At 68.9% G+C, this 22579-nt stretch carries 28 protein-coding genes; 16 read left to right on the top strand and 12 right to left on the bottom strand.

What is annotated here, in order from left to right:
* Window positions 1-7 precede the first annotated feature (7 nt).
* Window positions 8-1009 carry a helix-turn-helix transcriptional regulator gene (locus tag ACYVKY_RS00505; RefSeq protein WP_460433027.1) on the bottom strand — a complete coding sequence of 334 codons (1002 nt, stop codon included), beginning with the start codon at window positions 1007-1009 and terminating at the stop codon, window positions 8-10.
* Window positions 1010-1118: 109 nt separating this feature from the next.
* Here ACYVKY_RS00505 and ACYVKY_RS00500 point away from each other — a divergent pair, with 109 nt between their 5' ends.
* A complete protein-coding gene (locus ACYVKY_RS00500; RefSeq protein ID WP_460433026.1) occupies window positions 1119-1571 on the top strand; it encodes a VOC family protein in 453 nt (150 codons plus the stop codon).
* Between the two features lie 115 nt (window positions 1572-1686).
* Here ACYVKY_RS00500 and ACYVKY_RS00495 read toward each other — a convergent pair whose 3' ends face one another.
* Complete coding sequence (locus tag ACYVKY_RS00495; RefSeq protein WP_460433025.1) at window positions 1687-2124, bottom strand: MarR family winged helix-turn-helix transcriptional regulator; 438 nt, start codon at window positions 2122-2124, stop codon at window positions 1687-1689.
* 72 nt (window positions 2125-2196) lie between these two features.
* On the opposite strand from ACYVKY_RS00495, the gene ACYVKY_RS00490 reads away from it, so the two are divergent.
* The 5 genes from ACYVKY_RS00490 (at window position 2197) to ACYVKY_RS00470 (ending at window position 5460) form a co-directional block, all read left to right on the top strand.
* On the top strand, window positions 2197-2565 hold the full coding sequence (locus ACYVKY_RS00490; protein WP_460433024.1) for a VOC family protein: 369 nt from the start codon (window positions 2197-2199) through the stop codon (window positions 2563-2565).
* 206 nt (window positions 2566-2771) lie between these two features.
* The gene (locus ACYVKY_RS00485; protein ID WP_460433023.1) at window positions 2772-3326 is read left to right on the top strand and encodes a hypothetical protein; all 555 of its coding nucleotides are present in this window, start codon (window positions 2772-2774) and stop codon (window positions 3324-3326) included.
* Window positions 3327-3396: 70 nt separating this feature from the next.
* Window positions 3397-3600, top strand: coding sequence for a hypothetical protein (locus tag ACYVKY_RS00480; RefSeq protein ID WP_460433022.1), 204 nt, complete (start codon window positions 3397-3399; stop codon window positions 3598-3600).
* A gap of 396 nt (window positions 3601-3996) precedes the next feature.
* Window positions 3997-4923 carry a hypothetical protein gene (locus tag ACYVKY_RS00475; protein ID WP_460433021.1) on the top strand — a complete coding sequence of 309 codons (927 nt, stop codon included), beginning with the start codon at window positions 3997-3999 and terminating at the stop codon, window positions 4921-4923.
* Between the two features lie 153 nt (window positions 4924-5076).
* Window positions 5077-5460: a hypothetical protein gene (locus ACYVKY_RS00470; protein ID WP_460433020.1), complete on the top strand. Its 384-nt coding sequence runs from the start codon at window positions 5077-5079 to the stop codon at window positions 5458-5460.
* Between the two features lie 86 nt (window positions 5461-5546).
* Here the strand turns inward: ACYVKY_RS00470 and ACYVKY_RS00465 are convergent, their stop codons facing one another.
* From ACYVKY_RS00465 to ACYVKY_RS00455, 3 genes are all read right to left on the bottom strand, one after another.
* Window positions 5547-5933 (bottom strand): DUF5958 family protein, encoded by a 387-nt coding sequence (locus tag ACYVKY_RS00465; protein WP_460433019.1) that lies wholly within the window; start codon window positions 5931-5933, stop codon window positions 5547-5549.
* A gap of 95 nt (window positions 5934-6028) precedes the next feature.
* Window positions 6029-6232, bottom strand: a complete 204-nt coding sequence (locus ACYVKY_RS00460; protein ID WP_460433018.1) for a hypothetical protein — start codon at window positions 6230-6232, stop codon at window positions 6029-6031.
* Window positions 6229-7011 (bottom strand): alpha/beta fold hydrolase, encoded by a 783-nt coding sequence (locus ACYVKY_RS00455; protein ID WP_460433017.1) that lies wholly within the window; start codon window positions 7009-7011, stop codon window positions 6229-6231. The genes ACYVKY_RS00460 and ACYVKY_RS00455 overlap by 4 nt, the downstream gene beginning before the upstream one ends.
* Before the next feature lie 171 nt (window positions 7012-7182).
* On the opposite strand from ACYVKY_RS00455, the gene ACYVKY_RS00450 reads away from it, so the two are divergent.
* The 5 genes from ACYVKY_RS00450 to ACYVKY_RS00430 all read left to right on the top strand — a co-directional run bounded on the left by ACYVKY_RS00450 (window position 7183) and on the right by ACYVKY_RS00430 (window position 9545).
* Window positions 7183-7413, top strand: coding sequence for a ribbon-helix-helix domain-containing protein (locus ACYVKY_RS00450; protein WP_460433016.1), 231 nt, complete (start codon window positions 7183-7185; stop codon window positions 7411-7413).
* A complete protein-coding gene (locus ACYVKY_RS00445) occupies window positions 7400-7747 on the top strand; it encodes a type II toxin-antitoxin system PemK/MazF family toxin (RefSeq protein ID WP_460433015.1) in 348 nt (115 codons plus the stop codon). Before ACYVKY_RS00450 ends, ACYVKY_RS00445 begins: the two co-directional genes overlap by 14 nt.
* A gap of 107 nt (window positions 7748-7854) precedes the next feature.
* Window positions 7855-8226: a hypothetical protein gene (locus ACYVKY_RS00440; RefSeq protein WP_460433014.1), complete on the top strand. Its 372-nt coding sequence runs from the start codon at window positions 7855-7857 to the stop codon at window positions 8224-8226.
* Between the two features lie 55 nt (window positions 8227-8281).
* Window positions 8282-8485, top strand: coding sequence for a hypothetical protein (locus ACYVKY_RS00435; protein ID WP_460433013.1), 204 nt, complete (start codon window positions 8282-8284; stop codon window positions 8483-8485).
* Between the two features lie 37 nt (window positions 8486-8522).
* Window positions 8523-9545 carry a hypothetical protein gene (locus ACYVKY_RS00430; protein WP_460433012.1) on the top strand — a complete coding sequence of 341 codons (1023 nt, stop codon included), beginning with the start codon at window positions 8523-8525 and terminating at the stop codon, window positions 9543-9545.
* 425 nt (window positions 9546-9970) lie between these two features.
* Here ACYVKY_RS00430 and ACYVKY_RS00425 read toward each other — a convergent pair whose 3' ends face one another.
* The 4 genes from ACYVKY_RS00425 to ACYVKY_RS00410 form a co-directional block, all read right to left on the bottom strand.
* Window positions 9971-10831: a PIN domain-containing protein gene (locus tag ACYVKY_RS00425; protein WP_460433011.1), complete on the bottom strand. Its 861-nt coding sequence runs from the start codon at window positions 10829-10831 to the stop codon at window positions 9971-9973.
* Between the two features lie 388 nt (window positions 10832-11219).
* Window positions 11220-11900: a DUF2290 domain-containing protein gene (locus tag ACYVKY_RS00420; protein WP_460433010.1), complete on the bottom strand. Its 681-nt coding sequence runs from the start codon at window positions 11898-11900 to the stop codon at window positions 11220-11222.
* Between the two features lie 3 nt (window positions 11901-11903).
* On the bottom strand, window positions 11904-13439 hold the full coding sequence (locus ACYVKY_RS00415) for a DEAD/DEAH box helicase (RefSeq protein ID WP_460433009.1): 1536 nt from the start codon (window positions 13437-13439) through the stop codon (window positions 11904-11906).
* Window positions 13427-14110, bottom strand: a complete 684-nt coding sequence (locus ACYVKY_RS00410) for a hypothetical protein (RefSeq protein WP_460433008.1) — start codon at window positions 14108-14110, stop codon at window positions 13427-13429. The genes ACYVKY_RS00415 and ACYVKY_RS00410 overlap by 13 nt, the downstream gene beginning before the upstream one ends.
* Window positions 14111-14460: 350 nt before the next feature.
* Here ACYVKY_RS00410 and ACYVKY_RS00405 point away from each other — a divergent pair, with 350 nt between their 5' ends.
* From ACYVKY_RS00405 to ACYVKY_RS00390, 4 genes are read left to right on the top strand one after another with little or no spacing between them, the layout of a single operon-like run.
* Window positions 14461-15018 carry a SigE family RNA polymerase sigma factor gene (locus tag ACYVKY_RS00405; RefSeq protein WP_460433007.1) on the top strand — a complete coding sequence of 186 codons (558 nt, stop codon included), beginning with the start codon at window positions 14461-14463 and terminating at the stop codon, window positions 15016-15018.
* The gene (locus tag ACYVKY_RS00400; protein ID WP_460433006.1) at window positions 15015-15866 is read left to right on the top strand and encodes a hypothetical protein; all 852 of its coding nucleotides are present in this window, start codon (window positions 15015-15017) and stop codon (window positions 15864-15866) included. Before ACYVKY_RS00405 ends, ACYVKY_RS00400 begins: the two co-directional genes overlap by 4 nt.
* Before the next feature lie 28 nt (window positions 15867-15894).
* Window positions 15895-16206, top strand: a complete 312-nt coding sequence (locus ACYVKY_RS00395) for a hypothetical protein (protein ID WP_460433005.1) — start codon at window positions 15895-15897, stop codon at window positions 16204-16206.
* A 58-nt stretch (window positions 16207-16264) separates the two neighbouring features.
* Window positions 16265-17626: an HNH endonuclease gene (locus tag ACYVKY_RS00390; RefSeq protein WP_460433004.1), complete on the top strand. Its 1362-nt coding sequence runs from the start codon at window positions 16265-16267 to the stop codon at window positions 17624-17626.
* A gap of 14 nt (window positions 17627-17640) precedes the next feature.
* Here ACYVKY_RS00390 and ACYVKY_RS00385 read toward each other — a convergent pair whose 3' ends face one another.
* From ACYVKY_RS00385 to ACYVKY_RS00375, 3 genes are read right to left on the bottom strand one after another with little or no spacing between them, the layout of a single operon-like run.
* Complete coding sequence (locus tag ACYVKY_RS00385) at window positions 17641-19029, bottom strand: NAD(P)/FAD-dependent oxidoreductase (protein ID WP_460433003.1); 1389 nt, start codon at window positions 19027-19029, stop codon at window positions 17641-17643.
* Complete coding sequence (locus tag ACYVKY_RS00380) at window positions 19026-20444, bottom strand: aspartate aminotransferase family protein (RefSeq protein ID WP_460433002.1); 1419 nt, start codon at window positions 20442-20444, stop codon at window positions 19026-19028. The genes ACYVKY_RS00385 and ACYVKY_RS00380 overlap by 4 nt, the downstream gene beginning before the upstream one ends.
* Window positions 20441-20905, bottom strand: a complete 465-nt coding sequence (locus ACYVKY_RS00375) for an Lrp/AsnC family transcriptional regulator (RefSeq protein WP_460433001.1) — start codon at window positions 20903-20905, stop codon at window positions 20441-20443. The genes ACYVKY_RS00380 and ACYVKY_RS00375 overlap by 4 nt, the downstream gene beginning before the upstream one ends.
* 207 nt (window positions 20906-21112) lie before the next feature.
* Here ACYVKY_RS00375 and ACYVKY_RS00370 point away from each other — a divergent pair, with 207 nt between their 5' ends.
* Complete coding sequence (locus tag ACYVKY_RS00370) at window positions 21113-22549, top strand: gamma-aminobutyraldehyde dehydrogenase (RefSeq protein ID WP_460433000.1); 1437 nt, start codon at window positions 21113-21115, stop codon at window positions 22547-22549.
* The last annotated feature ends 30 nt before the right edge of the window (window positions 22550-22579 follow it).

Here is a 22579-nt window from a genome sequence, read left to right as displayed (position 1 = left end):
CCGGGGCTCAGTCGGAGGTCGACGACGCCGAGCCGGCGTCGGCGTAGCGGCGCGCGAGCTCGGCGAAGGCGTCGGCGAGCTCGGCGGGTCCGACGACCTCCATCGTCGTGTCGAAGCGGCCGTACGACGCGGCCAGGGCCGGCCACGACCAGGAGCCGAGCTCGAGGCTGCAGCGGTGGTCGTCGACCGCGCGCACCGTCCCGTCTCCCGCGAAGGGCAGCACGTCGCGAGCGGGCAGGTGGAGCACCACCGTGCCGCGGCACGGCCACTCGTTCACGTCCCGGCCCTTGAACCGTGCCGAGACGAACTCGTGCACGTCGCCGCCGGGGACGTCACGGGCGGTGAAGCGCGGTCCGGTGGGGGTCCGGGGGCGCACGCGGTCGACGGAGTAGAGCCTCCAGTCCTGGCGGTCCAGGTCCCACCCGAGCAGGTACCAGCGTCCGCGAGAGGTGGCGACGTGGTGGGGCTCGGTCCGGCGCGGTGGCGCCTCCGCCTCCGCCTCCGAGGACGGGTCGGCGGCGCGGGGGAGGTAGTCGAACCGGAGCACCTCGCGCGCCCGGATCGCGTCGGCGAGCGCGACCAGCACGTCCGGGTCGACGGTGCCGGGTGCGCCGTCCCCGCCTCGTTCGCTGATCGCCGTGACGTCGAGGGCGTCCAGCCGGTACCGGAGGCGCGACGGCATCACCTGCCTGATCGTCGACAGCGCCCGGACCGCCGCCTCCTCGATGCCCACGCCGGACGCGGACGCCGTCTGCAGACCCACTGCCACCGCGAGGGTCTGGTCGTCGTCGAAGAGCAGCGGCGGGAGGTCCTCCCCGCGGCCCAGCCGGTACCCGCCGTCGGGACCCATGGTCGCCTCGATCGCGTACCCCATCTCGCGCAGCCGCTCGATGTCGCGTCGCACGGTGCGGTGGGTGACGCCGAGACGCTGCGCGAGCAGCGAGCCCGGCCAGTCGCGACGGGTCTGCAGCAGCGACAGCAGGCCCAGCAGCCGCGAGGTCGTCGTCATGCCGGAAGTCTAGGTCCGTGTAGGACCGAAACGGCCCTATACAGGCCCGATGCTCGTTCCAGGCGGCGCCGACCGGCGCCGAGCCCCACGCCCGACGAAGGAGCCACCCATGGCCATCCGGACCACCACCCACCTGAACTTCCGCGGCGACGCCCGGGCCGCGCTCGACCACTACGCATCGGTCTTCGGCGGCCACGCCGTCGTCCGCACCTACGCCGACGTCGGCATGCCGCAGGACGTCCCGGGGTCCGATCGCGTCGTCTTCGGCCTGGTCACGTCGGACGCCGGCTTCCGCGTCATGGCCTACGACGTCCCCGGGGAGCAGACCGGGTCGCTCGTCGGCGGCGGCAGCGCGCGCCGCGAGCAGGGCACCACCCTCACCGACCAGGCGCTGTTCGTCTCGGTCGAGGCCGACTCGCTCGAGGAGGCGCAGGGCTACTGGGACGGCCTCGCCGACGGCGCGACCACGGTGGAGCCGCTCGCCGCCTCGGCCTGGAGCCCCGGCTTCGGCATGCTCACCGACCGGTTCGGCGTCACCTGGAGCATCAGCGTCGCGGCCTGACGAGGTCGCGCGTCCCGCCGGGGTGCCGGCCGCTCGACGACGAGCGGCCCGGCGCCCCGGTCCGACCGTCCGCCTGAACCCGCACCACGCTGGCGCTCGCAATCCACCGACGCCGTCAGCCGCGCAGCGACCGGACCATGCTCTGCAGCAGCCGGAACGCCTCGGCCTGCTCGGCGGCGGACAGGTCGGCCAGCATCCGCACCTCGACGGCGCGGACCGCGGCCGACGCCTCGTCCAGCAACCGGCGCCCGGCGGGGGTCAGTCGGGTCGGCAGCACCTTGCCGACCGGCGCCTCGGTGGCGCGGGTCACCTGGCCGTCGCGCTCGAGGGTCTGCAGCAGCACGTTCATCGACTGCCGGGTGACGAAGGTGCCGCGGGCGAGCTCCGAGCTCGACAGGCCGGGGCGCTGGGCCAGCAGCTCGAGGCACGCGTACTGGGTGACGGTCATCCCGAGCGGGCGCAGGACGTCCTCCATGGCGGCGCGCAGGACGCTGGAGACCTCCTTGAGGAGGTAACCGAGCGAGGTGCCGAGCTCGATCCCGTCTTGACCCATGTCAGTAGTCTGACATACCGTTGGTGTCAGTCACCTGACACAGGGTCGGGGGCGTCTACACGAAGGAGCACCATGCCTGCCACCGGCCCCGACTTCCTCTCGCTGCAGGCGAGCGACCTCGACGCCTCGCAGGCGTTCTACGAGACCTACCTCGGCCTGGTCCGCTCACCCACCGGCCCGCCGCACGCGGTCGTCTTCGACACGCAGCCGATCGCCTTCGCCCTGCGCGAGCCGCTCCCCGGTACCGACCTGGCCTCGGTCCCGCAGCCCGGCGTGGGCACCGCGATCTGGTTCCACGCCGACGACGTCGACGCGATCCACGCCCGGCTCGTCGCCGACGGACGCACCGTCGTGGGCGCCCCCGTCGACGGGCCGTTCGGCCGGACCTTCACCCTGGCCGACCCGGACGGCTATCTGATCACCCTCCACGACCGCCGCTGAGCGACCGCGACCTCAACTGACTCTCGCGGCGGAATGACTCGGGTGGCGCGGTGGCATCACTGATCGCACGGGAGCCACGATGCCGCGGGTCGATTGAGGGCCTCTTCCGCGTGCGAGATCTCGAGGGTGTTCGTTCAACCGACCCGCACCCGGGCGTCCGACCCCAATTTGACCCAGGACCTCGGTACCCGTGCTTCACTCAAGGCGTGGGCGTCGATTACACGTACTTCTCCGCAGCAGATGACGACGCCGCGGCGGCAACAATCGGTCGCGCGGGCGGCCCGAGCTCGCAGGAAGTGCTTGTAGCGGTGCCCGCTGCGACTGCGGAGCAGGGCGGATGGTGGCGACGCCGCAAGACGCCGGAACCCGAGTTCGCCGTCGATCTCACCCTGCCCGTTCTCGACACCCTCGAGCTGCGCGGCATCGATCCGTTCGTGCAGTTGGCGACGCTCGAGGCGATTATGACCGGACGTGCGTACGAGGACGTCATCCAGGACGAGCGCCACGGGCGCGCCGTTGCGGAGGACGACGAGGGTGTGGCGGCAGTGGTGACGCTGACGGACTCGGTCCGCGATGCGTTGGCCGCCGCAGACGAAGCAGAGCTCGCCAGGGTGGCACCTCTGTGGCTGCGGACCGAGGAGTTCGCGGTCAGGGACGACGAGGACCGCGAGTTTTTCACAGGGCTCTTCGCCGACCTCGCTGCACTGGCCCGACGGGCACACGCGGACGAATTGCATCTGTACTGCTGGATGTCTGTCTGACCTCATCACGGGAGCCGGCCGGCTCGCGGCGGAAGGACACGCCTCTCCGAGTCGCCCGTAGGGTCGAAACGTGGACGACATCTTGGAGGTCACCGTCGACCGGCTGACGCTGCTCTCGCACGTTGAGTGGCTGGAGTTGGAGCAGCCGGTCCTCCTGCAGCCGGGTGATCGCTGCCGGGCCGATCTCGTCGCTCGGCGGGTGGAAGTCACAACGGCCGCAGGGCGGACTATCAAGTTGGCAGTGAAGCCGACGACGCCCGACTCCAGCAGGTAGCACCCCAGTCGCTCTGCGCAGCGCCGGCAGGCGGCGAAGGAGGCTACACCGACTGCCGGCGAAGGACTCATCAGTGGGCTGTAGCCGACGTACCCTTGCGAAGCGGTCACGTCGTCAAGGGCCTATGGGAACGAAGGCACTAACGCCTCCCGCGTTAGTAGCTCCAAAGGAGACGAGCCGGTTCGAGTCCGGTATTCGGCGTGGCCGCACTGCAGCGTCCCTGACCTGACGTCAGCTGCGGGTGCCGCCAGTGTCCACGGCAAGCGTCCTCGATGTCGGACTGCCTGGCCGGGGGGTGAGCAGGCTCGCGGCGGAAGGACGCGAGTCAGCGAGACGCCAAGGCCTCTTCAACCGGCATCAGGGCGACGTGCGTCGAACGTGCAGCGAGAATCTGCGGTGCAGGCGATCATCTTGGTTGTGGGGGATCGCCGGAGTGATGACGTGGACGGGCTGCGCCGGGTGCTCGGAGAAGCACGCGCGGTCCGTGTCTTCGACGCCGGCTGCTTGCACTACGGCCCTGAAACGCCAGATCAGATTCTCAGCGACGAACCCGTCCTCGTGATCGACAGGGCCAAGGACGTTGCCGAGCTCATCGACCTGCTGGCCGTGACAACAGTCAGTGACGTGATGTGCATGTGCCCCGTCGACGCCACCGTCGAGCTCGTGGACCACGCCGGAACCAGGTTGGCCGCGGTCGGGCTGCATCACGGCAGCCACCTGCGCTGGTCGGACTGGATCGGCGACGCCGAACTCCATCAGCCCATGGTTCTGCTGGAGTGGCTCGCCGCTCGCGGCCTCGGCGCGCTGCTCGATGAAGCGCGGCGCTCGGACCTTCGACGGGACATCGCGCTGGCGCAGCAGGCGACGTGGAAAGCGGCCGTGCCGGACTGTGTGCAGGGGCTGGCTGATGACATGGTCGCGGCCGGCCCGTGGGAAACCGATCTTGTCGCCCTCGTCGATCAAGCGATGACGCAGACCTTCCCGGATGACGTACAGCGTTCTCGCTCGCTGCTGTCGTGGTTCAGCGCGGGCTCGGGTGCCTGCACCGCAGTTCCGGCCTACGAGGAGCTACCCGGTCGCCTCGTAGCAAGCATCCCAATCGACGTCGTGATGGCGGCGCTCGACGAGGAGCCAGTAGATGGTCCGGTCTGGGCGGGTGGCCTGCGGCACGTCGCGGGATGGAAATCACGTGCTGACTTCGAGCTGCGCCAGATCCCCGCATCCGTGTGGGACCGCCTGCTCGAACTTGCCAACTCGGGCAATGACCCCGACAAGCTGAAGCGCATCCGAACCAAACACGCCAAGTTCCGCTCGCCCGCATAGGTCGAAGCCCTCGCACGCCCTGTTGCGATCACCAGGCACAGGTCTGCCCGCACGACAGGCGGCGAAAGGACACGCCTCGCGGGACTCGGACTCCACCGCGCCAGACGGCTCGAGTCGGCCGACTGGACGTCGTCGCGTGGCACTGTTCGGGACATGAGCTACGACCTGGCGGTGTGGGAGGGGCCCACTCCTGAATCCGATCAATCGGCGGCGGAGCACTTCGCTCGGCTCATGGGCCAACTCGACGCCGGCGCGAGCGTCGCGCAGCCGTCGGCCGCCATCAACGAGTACGTCAACGCTCTTCTTGCTGTGTGGCCAGACATCACAACAGATGCTGGAGAGGACTCGCCCTGGGCCGACGGTCCCCTGATCGGCAACGCCTTCGGCAATGCCATCTACTTCGCGATGGTGTGGAGCCGGGCCGAGGAGGCCTCCGAAGTAGCTGCCTCGATAGCTCATCGACATGGGTTGGTCTGCTACGACCCCCAGCTGGAAGCCGTTCGATCACCCAGCTCGACCCGGCCCTCCAGTCCGTGAGGCTTGCAGCCCTCCGGTAGTCGGCGCGGGCCAAGCGGCTGGAATGCGGCGGCGTGGGGCACGACGCGTCGTCGAGCGCGAGTCGATCAAGCGAGGTGGTGCCACCAGTGGGTGCATTCATCGCCGCATTTCGACTGTCGGCGCCGGCGGTCAGCGACTGCATGGATCGCGATCAGCAGGCGGAAAGTAGTGCGCAGCTCGGACTCCGGCAGGTTGGTGACCGTGGCCAGTCGCTGTGCCAGACCGGGGCGGCTCAGGACCACCGCGGGTGTCGCCGTCGGCTTGATCCCCGACTCTTCGATTCCCTGGCGCACGTCGTCGGGACCGGCGCCAGCCTGGGTGATGTACCCGGCCAGCTTGTAGAGGACGCGGCGCATCTGGGACTCATCGAGCGCGTCGAACCACCGAACGCCCTCGTCGGAGGCGCGACGACGTTGCGCAAGCTCGTTCAGCAGAGTCTCGTACAAGTTCACCCCTCGCCCCTCGTCGACGAGCATGCCCGCGGGCACTTCGAGGTATCAAATGACTCGTCGCCCCCCTGCTGCGCGCGCCACGCCGTCAGGCGGCGCTATGTCGCGGCTGCGATGCGCGCAGCGAGCCAGGCCGTGATCTGCGGAACGTCCAGCCCGCCGGCGGTTGCCTCGAGCATCATCTGCTCGGCGTTGTCGAGGGTGTACGTCAGATCGCGGCCGTTGAGCAGGCAGAAGATACGGGCGGCCGACCACGCGAGGCGCTTGTTGCCGGCGAGCCTCGGCTGGGAAGCCGATCTCAACCGGTGTTGTCGAGGATCAGCTGGGTTGCGTCACGTGGCACGTCCCATTGTGGAAAGTGACCGCAGCGCTCGAACCAGTGCAGCGCCGCGTCGGGGAACAGCTCCGTCGCGCGGGCGGCCTGTCTCGGCGGGGTCACCAAGTCACGGCGCCCCCACCCGATCGTGACCCGGCCAGGCACGGCGCCAGCCGGGGCACCCGGTTGCTTGGGCCCCTTCGTCAGGGCGTCCATGGTCGCTGCTGTCGCCGGCGAGTCGGCCAGCCCGCGCACGTCTGGCAGCACCGTGTCGCGAGATAGCGCCCACGGCCGCGCAGACAGCTGGGCCAAGAGCAACGTCCGGGTCACGGGGTTTCCAAGCAGCGAGGGCAGGGCGCCTCGCAACACTCGGACCAGTGCGATCGAGGGCCGCAAGGTGGCGCCGAAGACGACCAGCTCGCGATCGCTCCAGAAGCCGCCCGGGTCCAACGCCACGGTGTCGCCGCCGACTCCCCGCCGCGCGAGCTCGAGGACGATGCGGCCGCCCATGGACTGGCCCACGGTGGAGACCCCGTCCAGCCCCTGTTCGCCGATGAACCCCGCAACGGAGTCGGCCAAAGTCGCGATCGAGACTTCACCGGTCAACGACGGTGTCTCACCGAACCCGGGTAAGTCGACAGCAATGACCTCGCGGCGCTCAGCCAAGGCGTCGACGATCGGGGCCCAGGACTGCCACCCTGCGCCCAGCCCATGCACTAACAGCAGAGGACTACCGCTTCCGCGTCGAACATGGTTGAGCGTCACGACCAGACGCTATCTCAGGCGGACCCGGCGGGCTTGGCCACCGGACCGTCCACGTCCAACCCCCGAAGGTGTGCTCGATCGCTTGACGGGCACCCGCGGCGGAGTGCAGCAGGTCGCCCAGGTAGGGAGCTCACGAGTGCTACCTCGGTCGTACCAGAGTAGGATGGCGTGATGAAGCTCAGCATCAGCCTCCCCGATGAGGACATCGCAGCACTTGATCGCTACGCACGCGAGGCCGGCATCTCGAGTCGGTCCGCGGCCATCCAGAGGGCCATCCGGCTCCTTGCCCAACCCGAGCTCGACGATGCCTACGCCGCGGCTTGGAAGGAATGGGAGGCATCTGGCGAGGCCGCGGCATGGGAGGACACCACAGCCGACGGGCTCGCCGATGCGTCGCGGTGAGATCCGCCTGGTCGACCTCGACCCAGCCCGTGACGCCGAAGCCAACAAGCGCCGCCCGGCCGTGATCGTCAGCAACGATCGAGCCAATGCCACCGCTGACCGGCTCGGACGGGGCGTCGTCACCGTTGTCCCGGTCACCAGCAATGTGGCGCGGGTCTACCCCTTCCAGGTCGCACTGCCCGCAGAGCGGACCGGCTTGCGGACGGACTCCAAAGCCCAGGCGGAGCAGATCCGCTCGGTATCGGTCGAACGCATCGGGCCACCGCTGGGATTGGTGCCGGCGCGACTGATGGGGCAGCTGGACGACGCCTTGCGGCTACACCTGCAGATCTAAATCAGAGCCATCCTCGACGTGGGCCTCGCCGATACGCGGCGGAATGGGGCACCTGCCCGAGGCCGTCGCAGGGGAGCGAGGCGGTTGCTGACTTCTAAAGTGGGCTCGTGCCGCTGAAGCCCGACCTTGGAGGCCACCAACCGAGCCCGCACGTCATTCGATACGCGAACCGCGTAGCGCGGCTCTCTCGCGGAGCTGCGCCGGCTGGCTACGCCTTGATCAAGCCCGACGTGCTTTCGACCCGACTCGCAGGCCATCTGTGGTGGCGTCGATGGGGGCCGCCACGCGATGCGTTCTGGGTCTGGACGGTCGTCGACGGACAGTTCACCGACTCGTACATCACCGAGCCGGATCGCGTCTTCGAGGAAACCGTCACGTGGGACCGCGGCGTCTTCGAGCACTACGGCGAGCTGCTTGCGGCCGAGTGGCTCACAGGTAGAGACGGAACTCGAGTTCGGGCCGACGCGTTCGGCGCTTGAGAAGCACAGTCCGCCTTTGGGCGGCTGGACACGCCAGCCGTCGTAGGGTCGAAGCGTGGACGAGGTCGTGGAGGTCACCGTCGACCGGCTGACGCTGCTCTCGCACATCCGGTGGCTCGAGTTTGAGGAACCTGTCTTCCTTAGTCCGGGCGATCGCTGCTGCGCCGACCTTGTCGCCCGACGGGTCGAAGTCATAACGGCGGCGGGGCGGACTCTCCAGTTGGCGGTGAAGCCGGCCACGCCCGACTCTATTAGGTAGCACTTCACGCTGATTGCTTGCGCCGGCAGGCGGCGCTGTGACGCAGGTGCTGACAGGCGTCGGCCATGCGCGACCTTTCGCGACGTTGAGATTGACTCGCCGCCCGCGCGGGTACGGCAGAAGTCACCTCGGCACGATCAGCCCCAAGTCAGAATGGACCATGACCTTCGCGATGACGGTGCACGGTCGTCGATCCATCTGGGTCGTCGCCGACCAGCTGCTCTCGCGAGACGGCCGCCCGGTGATGGAGACCGCCTCCAAGATCGTCCAGCTCGAGACGGTGGACGGGAAGGGCTTCCTAGCCTACGCGGGGCTCGGTATCACGAAGGCGGGCATGCAGCCGTCGAAGTGGATGAACGACACTCTTCGCGGGGTCCCAGGACTGACCTTCGAGGACAGCATGGGGAGGCTGTACGACGTCGCGCAGCAGCAGCTCCGGCCAATTCTGCAGCACATGCCCGGGCATCGGCACGACGTCGTTGGCATCGCGCACCTCAAGGACGGGTCTAGGCGCACCCTCTCCATGACCCTCCTGTGGAACCCATCCAATGGCCAGCACCACCAGCAGTTCCTGCGCCACACCATCCATGATGTGACGCCGGCTGCACCGATGCCGATCACGGTCATCGGATCCGGCGCCAGGGTGGTGAGCGCCGACCGAGGCTGGATGGGACCACTGCGCTCAGCCATCCGTGCTCGCGACGCAGGCCGAATCTCCGACTTCGCGGTGGCAGACATGCTGGCCCGGGTGAACTTGCTCGCCAACGACGGCGAACCGACCACGGTCGGGACCAACAGCATCGTGTGCTGGAAAGACACTGTGCACGGCGGTGGGAACTTCCAGTTCTACGACCACGACGCGAGGTCGCATCCGAACGCTTACCTGCCGACTCTGGACCGCGGGCTGGACCTTTCGGCCCTCGGCGGCGTGCTCGAATCCTTCATGGGCCCGCACCTGATGGCTCTGCTCAACGACGAAGCTGCACCGGAGATCGACACGACCGCTGTGGACGAAGCGCTGGGTCGGCTGCCGCGTCACCCCGACGATCGGCTGCGCTAACCGTCCCGAACTATGCGCACCTGGCTCGCTGCCGCGCGCACCTGCTCGAAGAGACGTGCAAGGCGCTCGGCGATGCGCAGCACCCGGTCGTCCGCGGGCAGGTCCCCTCGTAGCGCCTTCGTGCACAAACACGGGGTGCGGCGTACCCCACCTGCGCGCCGATCGCGTCGAACGTGACACCCGCCGCGGAAGCTCAAGGCTCCGTCACCATGGTCCGGGCCGAGACCGGTGGCGCCTGACGGGCCGGCCCTTCATGCCGGCTCGTAGACGAACGAGATCCGTCGCCGGCCGCCTGGAGCGCGGGAACGTCGCCACCGTTCGGTACCGGTGGCAATGCCAAGAGCTCCGCTGCGTGGGGCACTCTCAAACGTGCGTCGTTTGGGAGGTGGGTGGCGCGGGGCGTGGCTGATTGCGCACCAACGGCGTTACGGTGTTGGGCTAAGTGGCTCGGGCTGTTCAGGCCGTCTGGCGCGTAGCTTGGCTGCTTGGGCACGTACGAGGCAGCCAGTGTCATAGGTGACGAGAGTTACGATCCGGCCAGTGAGCTCGCGCAGGCGCCGGGCGTAGAAGACAAGTTCGTCGTCAGCGTGGGGCAAACGGACATGTCCTGGTTCGTCGAGCAGCAGGTGGGCGTCGACTTCCTTGGTAATGATGGCTGGCCGGTCCACAGCCCCGTCGAAGCGCTTCTCGATCTCGCGCAGAGCGTCGCGGGCGCGAGTACCAAGACCGCCTGCGGTCGTACGGTTGCCTTGACCACGGGCCCTATTCTTGATGTTGTCGAGCTCGTCGAGCAGCAACAGAGGTAGGACCAGGTCAACCCGGCTGGCCTGGGGGTTGGCCAACTGGTGCCAGTCCACGTCGGTCCACGATCGCGGATGGTGCAGGAGGACGTTGGTGTCCGGCACAACGAACGCGGCACCGCGGTTTTGGCTCCACCGTCCGGTGAAGGCTGTGTGTTCTTGGATTGCCGCTTCAAGAACGTCAATCCGCTCGGCGACTTCGAGGTGGACCAAATCACTAGTGTCTCCACCGGTATGGGGGTCGATGCTGCGTAAGAAGAAGTACTGCCGTCCGGTCAGGAGCCGGTCAATCGAGTCCTGCGTGACCAGTAGGCGCAGCACGCTGAGTTGTGCTGTCACGATCCGTTGATAGTTGCTCAGCCAGGTGCGCCGCAGAAGGCCCATCGGAGGCCCGGCCCCACGGAAGTTGACCAGCGCTACGTGGCAATCACGAAGCGCCTTGGTCACCTCGACGATAGTGCGGCCTGGGCGCGGCTCGGCAATCATCGTGACACTGTGCCCGACCTCGCGGGCTGTTGGTGGCCTCTGGCCGCCACGCTCCGACTGTTGCTCAACCGCGGATCGGGCGCGCTCCCGGACCGACGCAGTCCTTCGCGGCTCAGGACCGCGGCGTTCGCCTGCGGCGGGTGGGCGCCGCTCGCACGCATCCAAGCCGGGCATATGGGGGTGGTCTCGTTGTGCTCGAGATGGCTTGGAAGTAGGCGCAGAACGTCGGACTCCTACGAAGGAAGCCACTGGTCGTGGGATCGGGTCGCCGACATAGGGGGCAGGCCTGGGCCGCTGCAAAGCACGCCCGTGCCCGTTTCGCGGTGTCGCTAGAAGCGCCAACACGCAGGAGTTGAAACTGCGAGCAAGGACGAATGTGTGTTGGGTTTCAAACCGTTGGTACACCGAGGTGAACGAGGGATCGCTCCAACGTGCTTATCGTGGCGGCTGCTTTGGGCACTCGGGGCGACGGCAATTCATCGGTCCAGTGCCGCTTCTTGGTTCGGTAGAAACTGCGAAGGACGAACTCGACCAAATGGTATGGCGACACGGGGCCGCTGATCGGGATTCGACAGTGTTTATACGCGCCGATCGTGAGATGAGAGACCGGATGATGCAAGTCAGCAACGACTTCTGAGCGACTGTCAAAGTCAAAACGTAGGGGTACGGTGACTACGCGCGAGTCGATGACGTCACCATACAACTCATCGGCTAGATACAATTCGGGATCTGTCTGGAATGCGAGAAGGTCTGGAGAAGGCAAGAAACTGACCGAATAGCGTCGCAAAGCGCCGTCGCCCTTGGCGTGGAACTCGTAGCTCGCCCGCAAGAGTGCCCCGTCAAGAAATCGAAGATCGAAACTGTTGCTGCTGGCTAGAGACGCATAGGTATCCGCGTAGGCCCAATTTCCCATCGTTCGCGGGGCGTGACTCCAGTACGACGATCGAAGCTCAACAAGGCCCTCTCCCACTTCTCGCTTCGACGGAGTCTGAAATTGATCGACGAGACTCTCCTCTATCAAGAATCTCGTGAGTCCCCGGAACTCAGCGGCGTACTCATCGATGAGCACGACTCACTCCGGCGTACCTGGAGCAGTAGCGTCTGCATCACTCGCCCGCTGAAGCATGGACGCTAGCCGTGCACGGGTTTGCGGATCCAGGTCGTCTGGGAAGATCTCCCCATTCTCCCAATCTTCGAGAATGGAGGCCAGTGTCCGATCTGCGCGACGCACTTTGCTGACCACCGCTCGAGACATGTCGCGGTGAACTATCTGCATGATGCTTCGTTCAGCCTCGGTGGGGTAACGGAACGCAAGCGTAAAGTTGTGTCGTAGAATGTTCTCGTACTCTGCGACCAACCGATCCATCTCGGCGCCAACGCCCACAACGCGAACCCAGCCTTTGCTCCGAGTGATTGCAGTAAACAGCCGATTACGCATACTGGCCAAGTTGACTGTGCTCGCCATACACTCGTGTGCGTTTACCACATACACCATTCCAGCTTCGTTGCCTTTCGCGCGGTAAATTCCGGTGAACGTGACGCTCTGCTCGTCCCGGCGAAAGAACACGTCCGCTGAGGTATCGACCCCGGCTAAATGGCTCGAAATCGAAGCGTCATATAGTCTGGCGCGAATTGGACCGATATTCTTGCGAGTTGTGAAGGGGTCAGGATTAATGACGATGATGTCAGTGGCCATAAGTTCGTCGTTGCTCAGATTGCGTTGAATTTGACTAGCAACCCATTCGTTCTGTTCTGCAGGACTATCGAAACGTACGAATTGGACTAGGTCATCCACGGGTGAGTGTGTCTCAAGGAAAGCGGGGGTTGATTCCGCTGTTCTTGCCAGCCTCACCGTCTCGTTGTCTTCGAGAGAGCCTTCTTCGACGCGATATCCGATATCAGCCCACAAGTCCTTCTGTTCGAACATCTGCACCAAGCCCGTAGTGCGATTGCTCGGTGGCTCTCGGTAAACACCAAAGCCAAGTGCGTGCGCGGTTACGAGCACAGGTCGAGAGTTTCGGTAGCACTTCTGCAGAATGATGTCGCGGCGGTCGATATCGGCGGATGCGGGGTCGAACTGAACGCGAGGAACTTCGCTGTCGGGCTGCATGCCAAAAATTTCCTCGGCTGGCGGCAAGCCAGTACCGGTGAGAGTTTGCAATTCGTCATACGCATAGACCAGGCGTTTGACCGGGCCGAGCAAGTCGTAGCACATGCGCAAGAATTCTGGCGGCAGGTCTTGCGCCTCATCGACCAGGATGGCGTCGTAAAGCGCTAGAGGGCTCCCCTCGGCCAGCGCCTCGCGGCAAGCTCCGGCGAAAGCGTCGGCGCTTCCATATCGATTCTTCGCGCTCCCAAAGTCACGGAAGAGGATGTTATTGGCTGAGCAGTACTTGCGATAAATTCCATCTCGGGACTCACCGCCACCTCCGCCCCAGGAGGCGAGGATGTGCACGCGTGTCCAATCCGGCTCCTCTTGTGCTTGGGCGATCGTGAAATTGTTGATCAGCCTTCGGAACTGATCTGAGAGTGAACGCGTATTGAAGGTGACTGCAATGTTCCAGTCTGGTCTCGTGGTGTGGAGGTAAGCAGCCTTCAGTGCCAGCACGACTGTTTTTCCAGAGCCCGCGAGGCCCCTGATGCGCTGAACTTCATCGGTCGTCTCGTGACTGCTTTGCTCTGCTGGAGGTCTAGGGTCGCAATCGACTCCTCGAGGCGTCGAAGTTTCGCGCCCCGCGAATCAGGCTGAAGCACGGAACGAGTGATTGCAGAGGTACGGATCTGTGATATTGACTGCAGGGCGGACAGGGCTTGCCTAGACACGTCTTCATCCGCTTCCGCCCAATTGAGATTGCCGAGCAACTCGTCAAGATTGCTGGAATTCGCAATCGGGTATTCGGCGCTACCTGCAGCCTGAATCTGAAGATCGCTGGCTCCTGGCGCAACCGTCATCGTGTGCAACGGAATTTTCAGGCGCCTCCGCGCCACTAGGGCAGAATGCTGCTTCAATCGCACTTCAATTCGGTTGTATGCGTCGTCTTGTCGGCCAGCGACGTCCCCGAGGTCGTTCCCTTCAACAAGATCAAAGATGATGACTCCGACAGCAGGCGACACGTAGACGGCGTCGATCGGGCCACGGCGGTCAGCTGCTGTCGCTATCGGATAACCGGTGAACAGCTGTCCGCCCTGTAGTACCGAAGTACTCTCAAAGTACTCGGCGAGCCAGGCGCTCGACACGGGCTTGCCACTGGCGCCCCGGACTACGTCGTTGGTGGCCACAAACTGCACTCTGCCACGACTAGCGGACCACGTGTGTGGCTGCGCAGTCGTCCGCCGTCGTCGTCGAGAGCCAGGCGCGCCCGGTGCCCGCATCGACATCGCTCGGACGCCGTACCAGGCGCTGAGACCCTGTCCCAAGTGAGTGTTGCCGCCACGCCCCTTGTGGGCGGTGTGACGCACGTACGACGAGCCCGCGCGCTGACGCCGAACCTCTTGTTTCGACCGCGGCTCGTCCGTCCCACCGGGCGCGCATGCAGCAACACCGACTGAGCCGCGCGTAACGTCGAGGCCGGCCGGCGCGTCCTGGTGGTGGACGGTCGACCGGCCGTCCGGGACGCGGGGAGGTGCGGGTGGAGGTCGAGGACTTCCTCGAGTCGCGCGCCCCGCGCTTGCTGCGGGTGGCGGTGCTGCTCACCGGGCGCACGCACGACGCCGAGGACCTCGTGCAGGACGTCCTGGCGACCGTCGTGCTGCGGTGGCGGCGCGTCCGACGAGCTGACGACGTCGACGCCTACGTGCGCCGCATGCTGGTCAACGCCTGGATCTCGCGCAGCCGCCGGATGTCGAGCAAGGAGCTGGTGCACCACGACGTCGTCACCAGCGACGTCCGCTCACCGGCCCAGCCCGACCCCGCCCGGCAGGTCGTCGACGCCCAGGTGCTCTGGGACGCCGTGACCACGCTGCCCCCGCGCCAGCGTGCAGCCGTCGTGCTGCGCTTCTACGAGGACCTGCCCGACGTCGACGCCGCTGCCGCACTGGGCTGCAGCACCGGCAACTTCCGCGTCCTCGTGCACCGCGGCGTCGCCGCGTTGCGCGAGCGCAGCGGCCTGCACGACACCACCGACAGCTCGAGCGCCGACCTGCGGGCCGGCGCCACCGACTCACCCACGAGCGAGGCACTGCGATGACCACCACCCTGCGCACCCGCGACCCCGGACCCGAGCTGCCCGGCCTGGTCGAGACCCTCGACAGCGCCTCGGCGCACCACTTCGACCTCGCGGCGCTACGCGTCGGAGTCGCCGGGTTGGTGCGCCACCGTCGCCGTCGCCGGCGGCAGGCCGTCGTCGCGGGCGGAGCGGTGGCCGCCGTCCTCGTGGCGGGCGGGCTGACGTGGTCCCTAGGGCCGGGTCCGGACGCCGGCGGCGTCGCGGCTCCGCCGTCGCCGAGCGCGAGCGCCGAGTCGTCCGCGGGTGCGGTCGAAGTGCGGCCGTCGCCGACCACTGCAGCGGTCGGTCGTACGTTCGTCCCGGACGAGGTCCTGCTGACGGACGACGAGGTCGGCAACGGTCGTCGCCTGGTGAGCGACCTCGGCCAGTACGCCGACGTGGCCGTGGTGTCGGGCCAGCAGTGCAACCTCGGCCTCCCGGGCCTCGCGCCGGTCGGTGGCCGCAGCGCGTCGTACTTCGACGAGAGCAGGTCGGCGGCCGGCTCGGTCGAGCTGGCCGTCACGGTGTTCGCGCCGGGGGAGGGCGGGCAGGCGCTCGGCGTCCTGGCCGACGACACCGGTCGCTGCCGCTGGGTCGACCAGGTCGTGCCGACGGGCGACGGCTGGGTGTCGCCCGAGCGGCTCGCCGTGCGGGGCGACGACGTCTTCGGCGCCCCGGTGGTCCGCGCCGTCGTGCGCTCCGGCGACGTCCTGGTCGGCGTCCAGGTCGTCGACGCCCGCGGGGCCGAGCAGGCGCAGGCCGACGCGCAGCGGCTGGCCGACCTGGTGGCCGAGCGTGCCCGCGCGTCGATGCCGGCCGCCCAGGACTGACCTCGCACCGGTCCGCGACACTGGATGCGTGCCGCGCTCCAACCGCCCCCGCCGCCGCGGCGGCGCACCACGCCCGGACGAGGACGTCGACCTCGGCCGCGCGCTCGCGGGTATGCAGCGGCACGAGTCCCACCCCGACGGCGACTGGCTCGTGCGACGGGTGAGCGGGGCGTCGTCCGGACGCGCGTACCGGTGCCCCGGCTGCCAGCAGGAGGTGCCCGCCGGGACGCCGCACGTGGTGGCCTGGCCGGCCGACACCGTCGTGGGGGACGGGCTCGAGCAGCGCCGGCACTGGCACTCGTCCTGCTGGGACAGGCGCGACCGGCGCCGTCCCCGTTGATCCACCGGGTGCTGCACGACCGTTGTGCAGCAGCATGAGAACGACTACCATCGAACACGTGTTCGACAAGGATGCAGCGAGCGACGAGGGTGAGCTCGCGCGGCTGCGCTCGCTCACGGAGGAGGTCCGGACGCTGCCGTGCGCCGACGCCGACGCCGCGCGCATCGACCAGCTCGGCGCGCTCGAGGACCTCAAGCGAGCCGCCTCGGCCGCGCAGGCGCGCATCACGGACGCCTTCGCGCGGTCCCAGCGCGCGGCGCAGCTCGAGGCCGGCGTGCCCTCCGGGCGCGCGTCGCGGGGCGTGGCCGACCAGGTGTCCAGGGCACGCCGCGAGACGCCCAGCCGCGGCGACACCTTCGTCGGGCTCGCGCGGGCGCTCGTGCGCGAGATGCCCTGCACGCTGGCGGCGCTCACCTCCGGACGCATCGACGAGTGGACCGCGACCGGCCTCGTCCGCGAGACGGCGGTGCTGAGCCTGGAGCACCGCACCCAGGTCGACGCGGAGCTCGCGCAGATGCTCGCTGAGGACGGCCGGTCGCGCGGCGAGCTGGTGCGCGCCGCGAAGAGCGTGGCCCAGCGGCTCGACGCCGCCGCCGCCGTGCGTCGTGCCGCCAAGGCCGCGGCCGATCGCCGGGTGTCGATCCGACCGGCGCCGGACGCGATGGTGTGGGTCGGCGCGCTGCTCCCGGTGGTCGACGGCGTCGCGACGTACGCCGCGCTCGACCGCGGCGCGGCGTCGGCCAAGGCGTCAGGCGACCCGCGCGGACGCGGGCAGCTGATGGCCGACCTGCTCGTGCAGCGTGTCACCGGACGCGACCCGCTCACGGCCCCCGTGGACGTGCGGATCGAGCTGGTGATGGCCGACACCGCCCTGCTCGGCGACCTCGACGACCCTGGCCGCGACGAGCCCGCCAGCGTCCGCGCCCGAGGCATGGCGCCGATGCCGATCCCCGCCCCGGTGGCCCGCGACCTGGTCGCCCGCGCGGGTGCATCGGGACGCGCCTGGCTGCGCCGGCTCTACCAGGCACCGCGGCGCGACCGGCTCGTGGCGATGGACTCGCGGTCGCGACTGTTCCCGACCGGTCTCGCCGAGCTGATCACCCTCGACGACCAGACCTGTCGCACCCCCTGGTGCGACGCGCCGATCCGCGCCGGCGACCACGTCCGACCTGTCGCCGCGGACGGGGCCACCAGCCGCGAGAACGGTCAGGGCCTGTGCCAGCGGTGCAACCTCGCCAAGGAGGCGCCCGGCTGGAGCGCCGCCCGCGCCCCGGACGGGGCGGTCACCTCGACCACCCCCACCGGCCACAGCACGACCACCCGACCACCGCCCCCGCTCGGCCGGCCGGCGCGCGCAGACGACGACGGGGGACCGGTCGACATCGTGTTCGCCGTGCCCTGGCACCGGCGCGCCGCGTGAGAGCGGAAAGGGGATCAGTGCGCCGTCAGCCGCGCCAGCGCGCCACCCAGCGGGCTCGGCCGGCCCGAGCGCCGCTCGTGCGCGTCCGCGGCCCGCGCCATCAGCAGGCCCGCGTTCACGCCCAGCCAGCGCAGCGGTTCCGGCTCCCACTGCCGCGGCCGGTGACCCACCCAGGGCAGCGCCGTGCGCGCGGTCTCGTTGCCGAGCACCAGGTCGGCGAGCGTCGCGCCCGCCAGCTGGCTGAGGGCCACGCCGTCGCCGACGTAGCCGCCGGCCCAGGCGATCCGCGACGACGGGTCGAGCCGCACCGACGGGTGCCAGTCGCGGGGGATGCCGAGCGGTCCGCCCCAGGTGTGGTCGATGCCGATGCCGGCCAGCCGGGTGGCGCCGCCGGGTACCTCGGCCAGCACCGGGAAGTACTGCCGCAGCAGCGCAGCGAGCGCGGTGTGCACCCGCGGGTGCTGGTCGAAGCCCGGCCGCACCGACGACCCCCAGTGGTAGGGCGCCCCGCGCCCGCCGAACGCCAGCCGGCCGTCCTGCGTGCGCTGCCCATAGACCACCAGGTGCTGGTGCTCCGAGAAGGTCTGCCCGTCGGCGAGCCCGATCTCGTCCCAGACCGCCTGCGACAGGACGGGAGTGGCGACCATCAGCGAGTAGACCGGGGCGACCGCCCGCCGCCGACCACGGTCGAGCTGCGGCGTGTACCCCTCCGTCGCGAGCACCACGTGCGAGCACGACACGGTCCCGTGACCGGTGCGCACCTGACCAGGGCGCACCTCGAGCGCCCGCGTGCCCTCGACGACCCGCACACCGCGTCGCGAGGCCGCCTCGGCCAGGCCGGTGACGAGCCGGAACGGGTGCAGCGACGCGCAGTCCGGCGTGAACGTGCCGCCGACGGAGCCCTCCACCTCGACGTGGGCCCGCACCCCGTCCGCGTCGAGCAGCTCCAGCCGCGCGCCGGGGTCCGACGCCGCGGCCGTCACGTCGTGGCGGGCGTGCTGCAGCCCCGCCGGGCCGCGCGCGAACACCACGCTGCCGCCCTTGCGGAACCCCGCGTCGATCCCCTCGTCCGCGGCGAGCCGGCCCACGTCGTCGACGGCCTCGCGGCACGCCGCCGCCATCGCCACCGCGGCGTCGCGCCCGTGCCGGGAGGCGACCGCCTCGAAGGGGAGCGGGAACAGCGCCGAGCACCAGCCGCCGTTGCGCCCGCTCGCGCCGAAGCCCGGGTGCTGGTCCTCGACCACCAGCACCCGCAGCGAGGGGTCGGTGCGCGCCAGGTGCAGCGCCGTCCACAGCCCGGTGAACCCCGCGCCGACGACGCAGACGTCGACGGTCGTGTCGCCGTCCAGTGGCGGCCGTGCCGCGGGGACGCCGCCCGCCTGCCAGAGCGGCGTCGTCGTCACAGGCGGTTCCACGCCTCCGTGAGCACCGAGCGCAGGATCGACTCCATCTCGTCGAACTCGGCCTGCCCGCTGATCAGCGGCGGGGCCAGCTGCACGACCGGGTCGCCGCGGTCGTCGGCGCGGCAGTACAGGCCGGCCTCGAACAGCGCCTTCGACAGGAACCCGCGCAGCAGCCGCTCCGACTCGTCGTCGTCGAAGGTCTCCCGCGTCGTCTTGTCCTTGACCATCTCGATGCCGTAGAAGAACCCGTCGCCGCGCACGTCGCCGACGATCGGCAGGTCGAGCAGCTGCTCCAGCGTCGAGCGGAACGCGGGCGCCTGCTCGTGCACGTGGGCGTTCAGGCCCTCGCGCTCGAAGATGTCGAGGTTCGCCATCGCGACTGCCGCCGAGACCGGGTGGCCACCGAAGGTGTACCCGTGCGGGAACGTCGTCGTCCCCTTCGAGAACGGCTCGAACAGCCGGTCGGACGCGATCATCGCGCCGATGGGGGAGTAGCCCGACGTCATGCCCTTGGCGCACGTGATCATGTCGGGCACGTAGCCGTAGTCGTCGCACGCGAACATCGAGCCGATCCGTCCGAACGCGCAGATCACCTCGTCGCTGACGAGCAGCACGTCGTACTCGTCGCAGATCTCGCGCACCCGCTCGAAGTACCCGGGAGGCGGCGGGAAGCAGCCGCCGGAGTTCTGCACCGGCTCGAGGAAGACGGCGGCCACGGTGTCGGGACCCTCGAACTCGATCGCCTCGGCGATGCGGTCGGCGGCCCAGCGCCCGAACGCCTTGTCGTCGTCGCGCAGGTGCTCGGGGGCGCGGTACTGGTTGGTGTTCGGCACCTTGAACGCGCCGGGCACCAGCGGCTCGAACGGCTCCTTGGCCGCCGGGATGCCGGTGATCGACAGGGCTCCCTGCGGGGTGCCGTGGTAGGCCACCGACCGCGAGATCACCTTGTGCTTGTTGGGCTTGCCGGTCAGCTTGAAGTACTGCTTCGCCAGCTTCCAGGCGGTCTCGACCGCCTCGCCGCCACCGGTCGTGAAGAACACCCGGTTCAGGTCGCCCGGCGCGTACGCCGCGAGCCGCTCCGCCAGGTCGATCGCGGACGGGTGGGCGTACGACCAGAGCGGGAAGAACGCCAGCTCGGACGCCTGCTTCGCCGCGGCCTCGGCGAGCTCGGTGCGGCCGTGGCCGACCTGCACGACGAACAGGCCGGACAGGCCGTCGAGGTAGGACCGCCCGTGCTGGTCGAAGACCCGCACGCCCTCCCCGCGCACCATCACCGGCACCGGCGAGGTGTCGAGGCTCGAGTGGCGGGAGAAGTGCATCCACAGGTGGTCGCGCGCCGCGTCGGTGCGCAGCGTGCCCTGCGGCGTGCTGCCCCCGCCGGCGTCGGCGCTGACGTGCTCGGGCGTGGTGGTCATCGCGTTCCCCAGTCGTAGTGCTGCTGATGGAGCTTGAGGTAGACGAACGTCTCGGTCGTGCGGACGCCGGGCGTCGACCGGATCCGCGTGGTGAGCAGGTCGAGCAGGTGGTCGTCGTCCTCGCAGACCACCTCGAGCAGGATGTCGAACGAGCCCGCCGTGATGACGAGGTAGTCGACCTCCTCGATCTCGCCGAGCTGCTGGGCGACCTGCTGCATGTCGCCGTCGCAGCGGACGCCGATCATCGCCTGGCGGGTGAAGCCCACCTGGAGGGGGTCGGTGACGGCGACGATCTGGATGACGCCCGACTCGACCAGGCGCTGCACCCGCTGCCGCACGGCCGCCTCCGACAGGCCCACCGCCTTGCCGATGGTCGCGTACGCGCGCCGTCCGTCCTCCTGCAGCTGCTCGATGATCCGCTTCGACACCTCGTCGAGCGGCTGTCGGCTGGCGGTCGGCACTCGGCCATCCTGACGGCGGTGTCGTCCCTGCGGCAACCCGTTCGCGAGGGAATCCGTGGCGCGAGCGGACACAGACGCACGGATCCGTCATCGGCCGGACGATTCTCGGCTGATCCCGTACCCATCGCGGGGGTCCTCTGGTTACCCTGCGTCCAACCCGCCCGCCGGGACGGGACGTGCGTGGACCGCTGACGAGGAGGACACCAGGTGCGCGAGCTCCGCAGCTTCGTGGCAGGTGGGTACGTCGAGCCGCAGGGGGAGGGGCGCAGCGACGTCGTCGACCCCAGCACCGGGCAGGTGGTGGCGACCGCGCCGGTCGGCACCGAGGCCGACGTCGACGCCGCGTACAAGGCCGCCGAGCAGGCGTTCACCACGTGGGGACGCACCACGCCGGCCGAGCGCCAGCAGGCGATGCTGAAGATCGCCGACGCCATCGAGGCGCGCGCCGACGAGCTGATCCGGCTCGAGGCGGAGAACACCGGGAAGCCGCACGCCCTCACGGCGAGCGAGGAGATCCCGCCGATGGTCGACCAGCTCCGGTTCTTCGCCGGCGCGGCCCGGGTGCTCGAGGGCAAGTCGGCCGGCGAGTACATGAGCGGCCACACGTCCTACGTGCGGCGCGAGCCGATCGGCGTCGTCGGGCAGGTCACGCCCTGGAACTACCCGATGATGATGGCGGTCTGGAAGTTCGCGCCCGCCCTCGCGGCCGGCAACACGATCGTGCTGAAGCCCTCGGACACCACGCCCGAGACCACGCTACTGATGGCCGAGATCGCCTCGGAGTTCCTGCCCGAGGGCACCTTCAACGTCGTCACCGGCGACCGCGACACCGGCCGCGCGGTGGTGTCGCACCCCACTGCGCAGCTCGTGGCCATCACCGGCTCGGTGCGCGCCGGGTCGCAGGTGGCCTCGGCCGCCGCCCCCGACCTCAAGCGGGTGCACCTCGAGCTCGGCGGCAAGGCCCCGGTCATCGTGTTCGACGACGCCGACGTCGAGGCCGCAGCCGAGGGGATCGCCGGAGCGGGCTACTTCAACGCCGGCCAGGACTGCACGGCCGCGACCCGCGTCCTGGTCGCCCCGGGCGTGCACGACGACTTCGCCGCCGCGCTCGCCGAGCAGGCCCGCGCCACCAAGGTCGGCCTGCCCGACGACGACGACGCCGCGCTCGGCCCGGTGAACAACCCGGCCCAGCTCGAGCGGGTCACCGGCTTCCTCGACCGGCTGCCCGACCACGCCCAGGTGCGCGCGGGCGGCAGCCGCCTCACCGCCGACACCTTCGCGAACGGCTACTTCCTCGAGCCGACCGTCGTGTCCGACCTGCGCCAGGACGACGAGGCCGTCCAGGACGAGATCTTCGGCCCGGTCATCACCGTCCAGCGGTTCAGCGACGAGGACGAGGCGATCAGGTGGGCCAACGGAACCCGCTACGGCCTGGCCTCGAGCGTGTGGACGCGCGACGTCGGCCGCGCGATGCGCGTGTCGCGCGCGCTCGACTTCGGCTGCGTGTGGGTCAACACGCACATCCCGATCGTCGCCGAGATGCCGCACGGGGGCTTCAAGCACAGCGGGTACGGCAAGGACCTGTCGATGTACGGCCTCGAGGACTACACCCGCGTCAAGCACGTCATGATCGCCTTCGAGTGAGCCCCATCCCGTCCGACGCCCCCGGAAGGA

The sequence above is a fragment of the Angustibacter speluncae genome, assembly GCF_054777815.1.
Note: the sequence above shows the minus strand (reverse complement) of the source record. Positions and strands in the feature narration are given on the sequence as shown.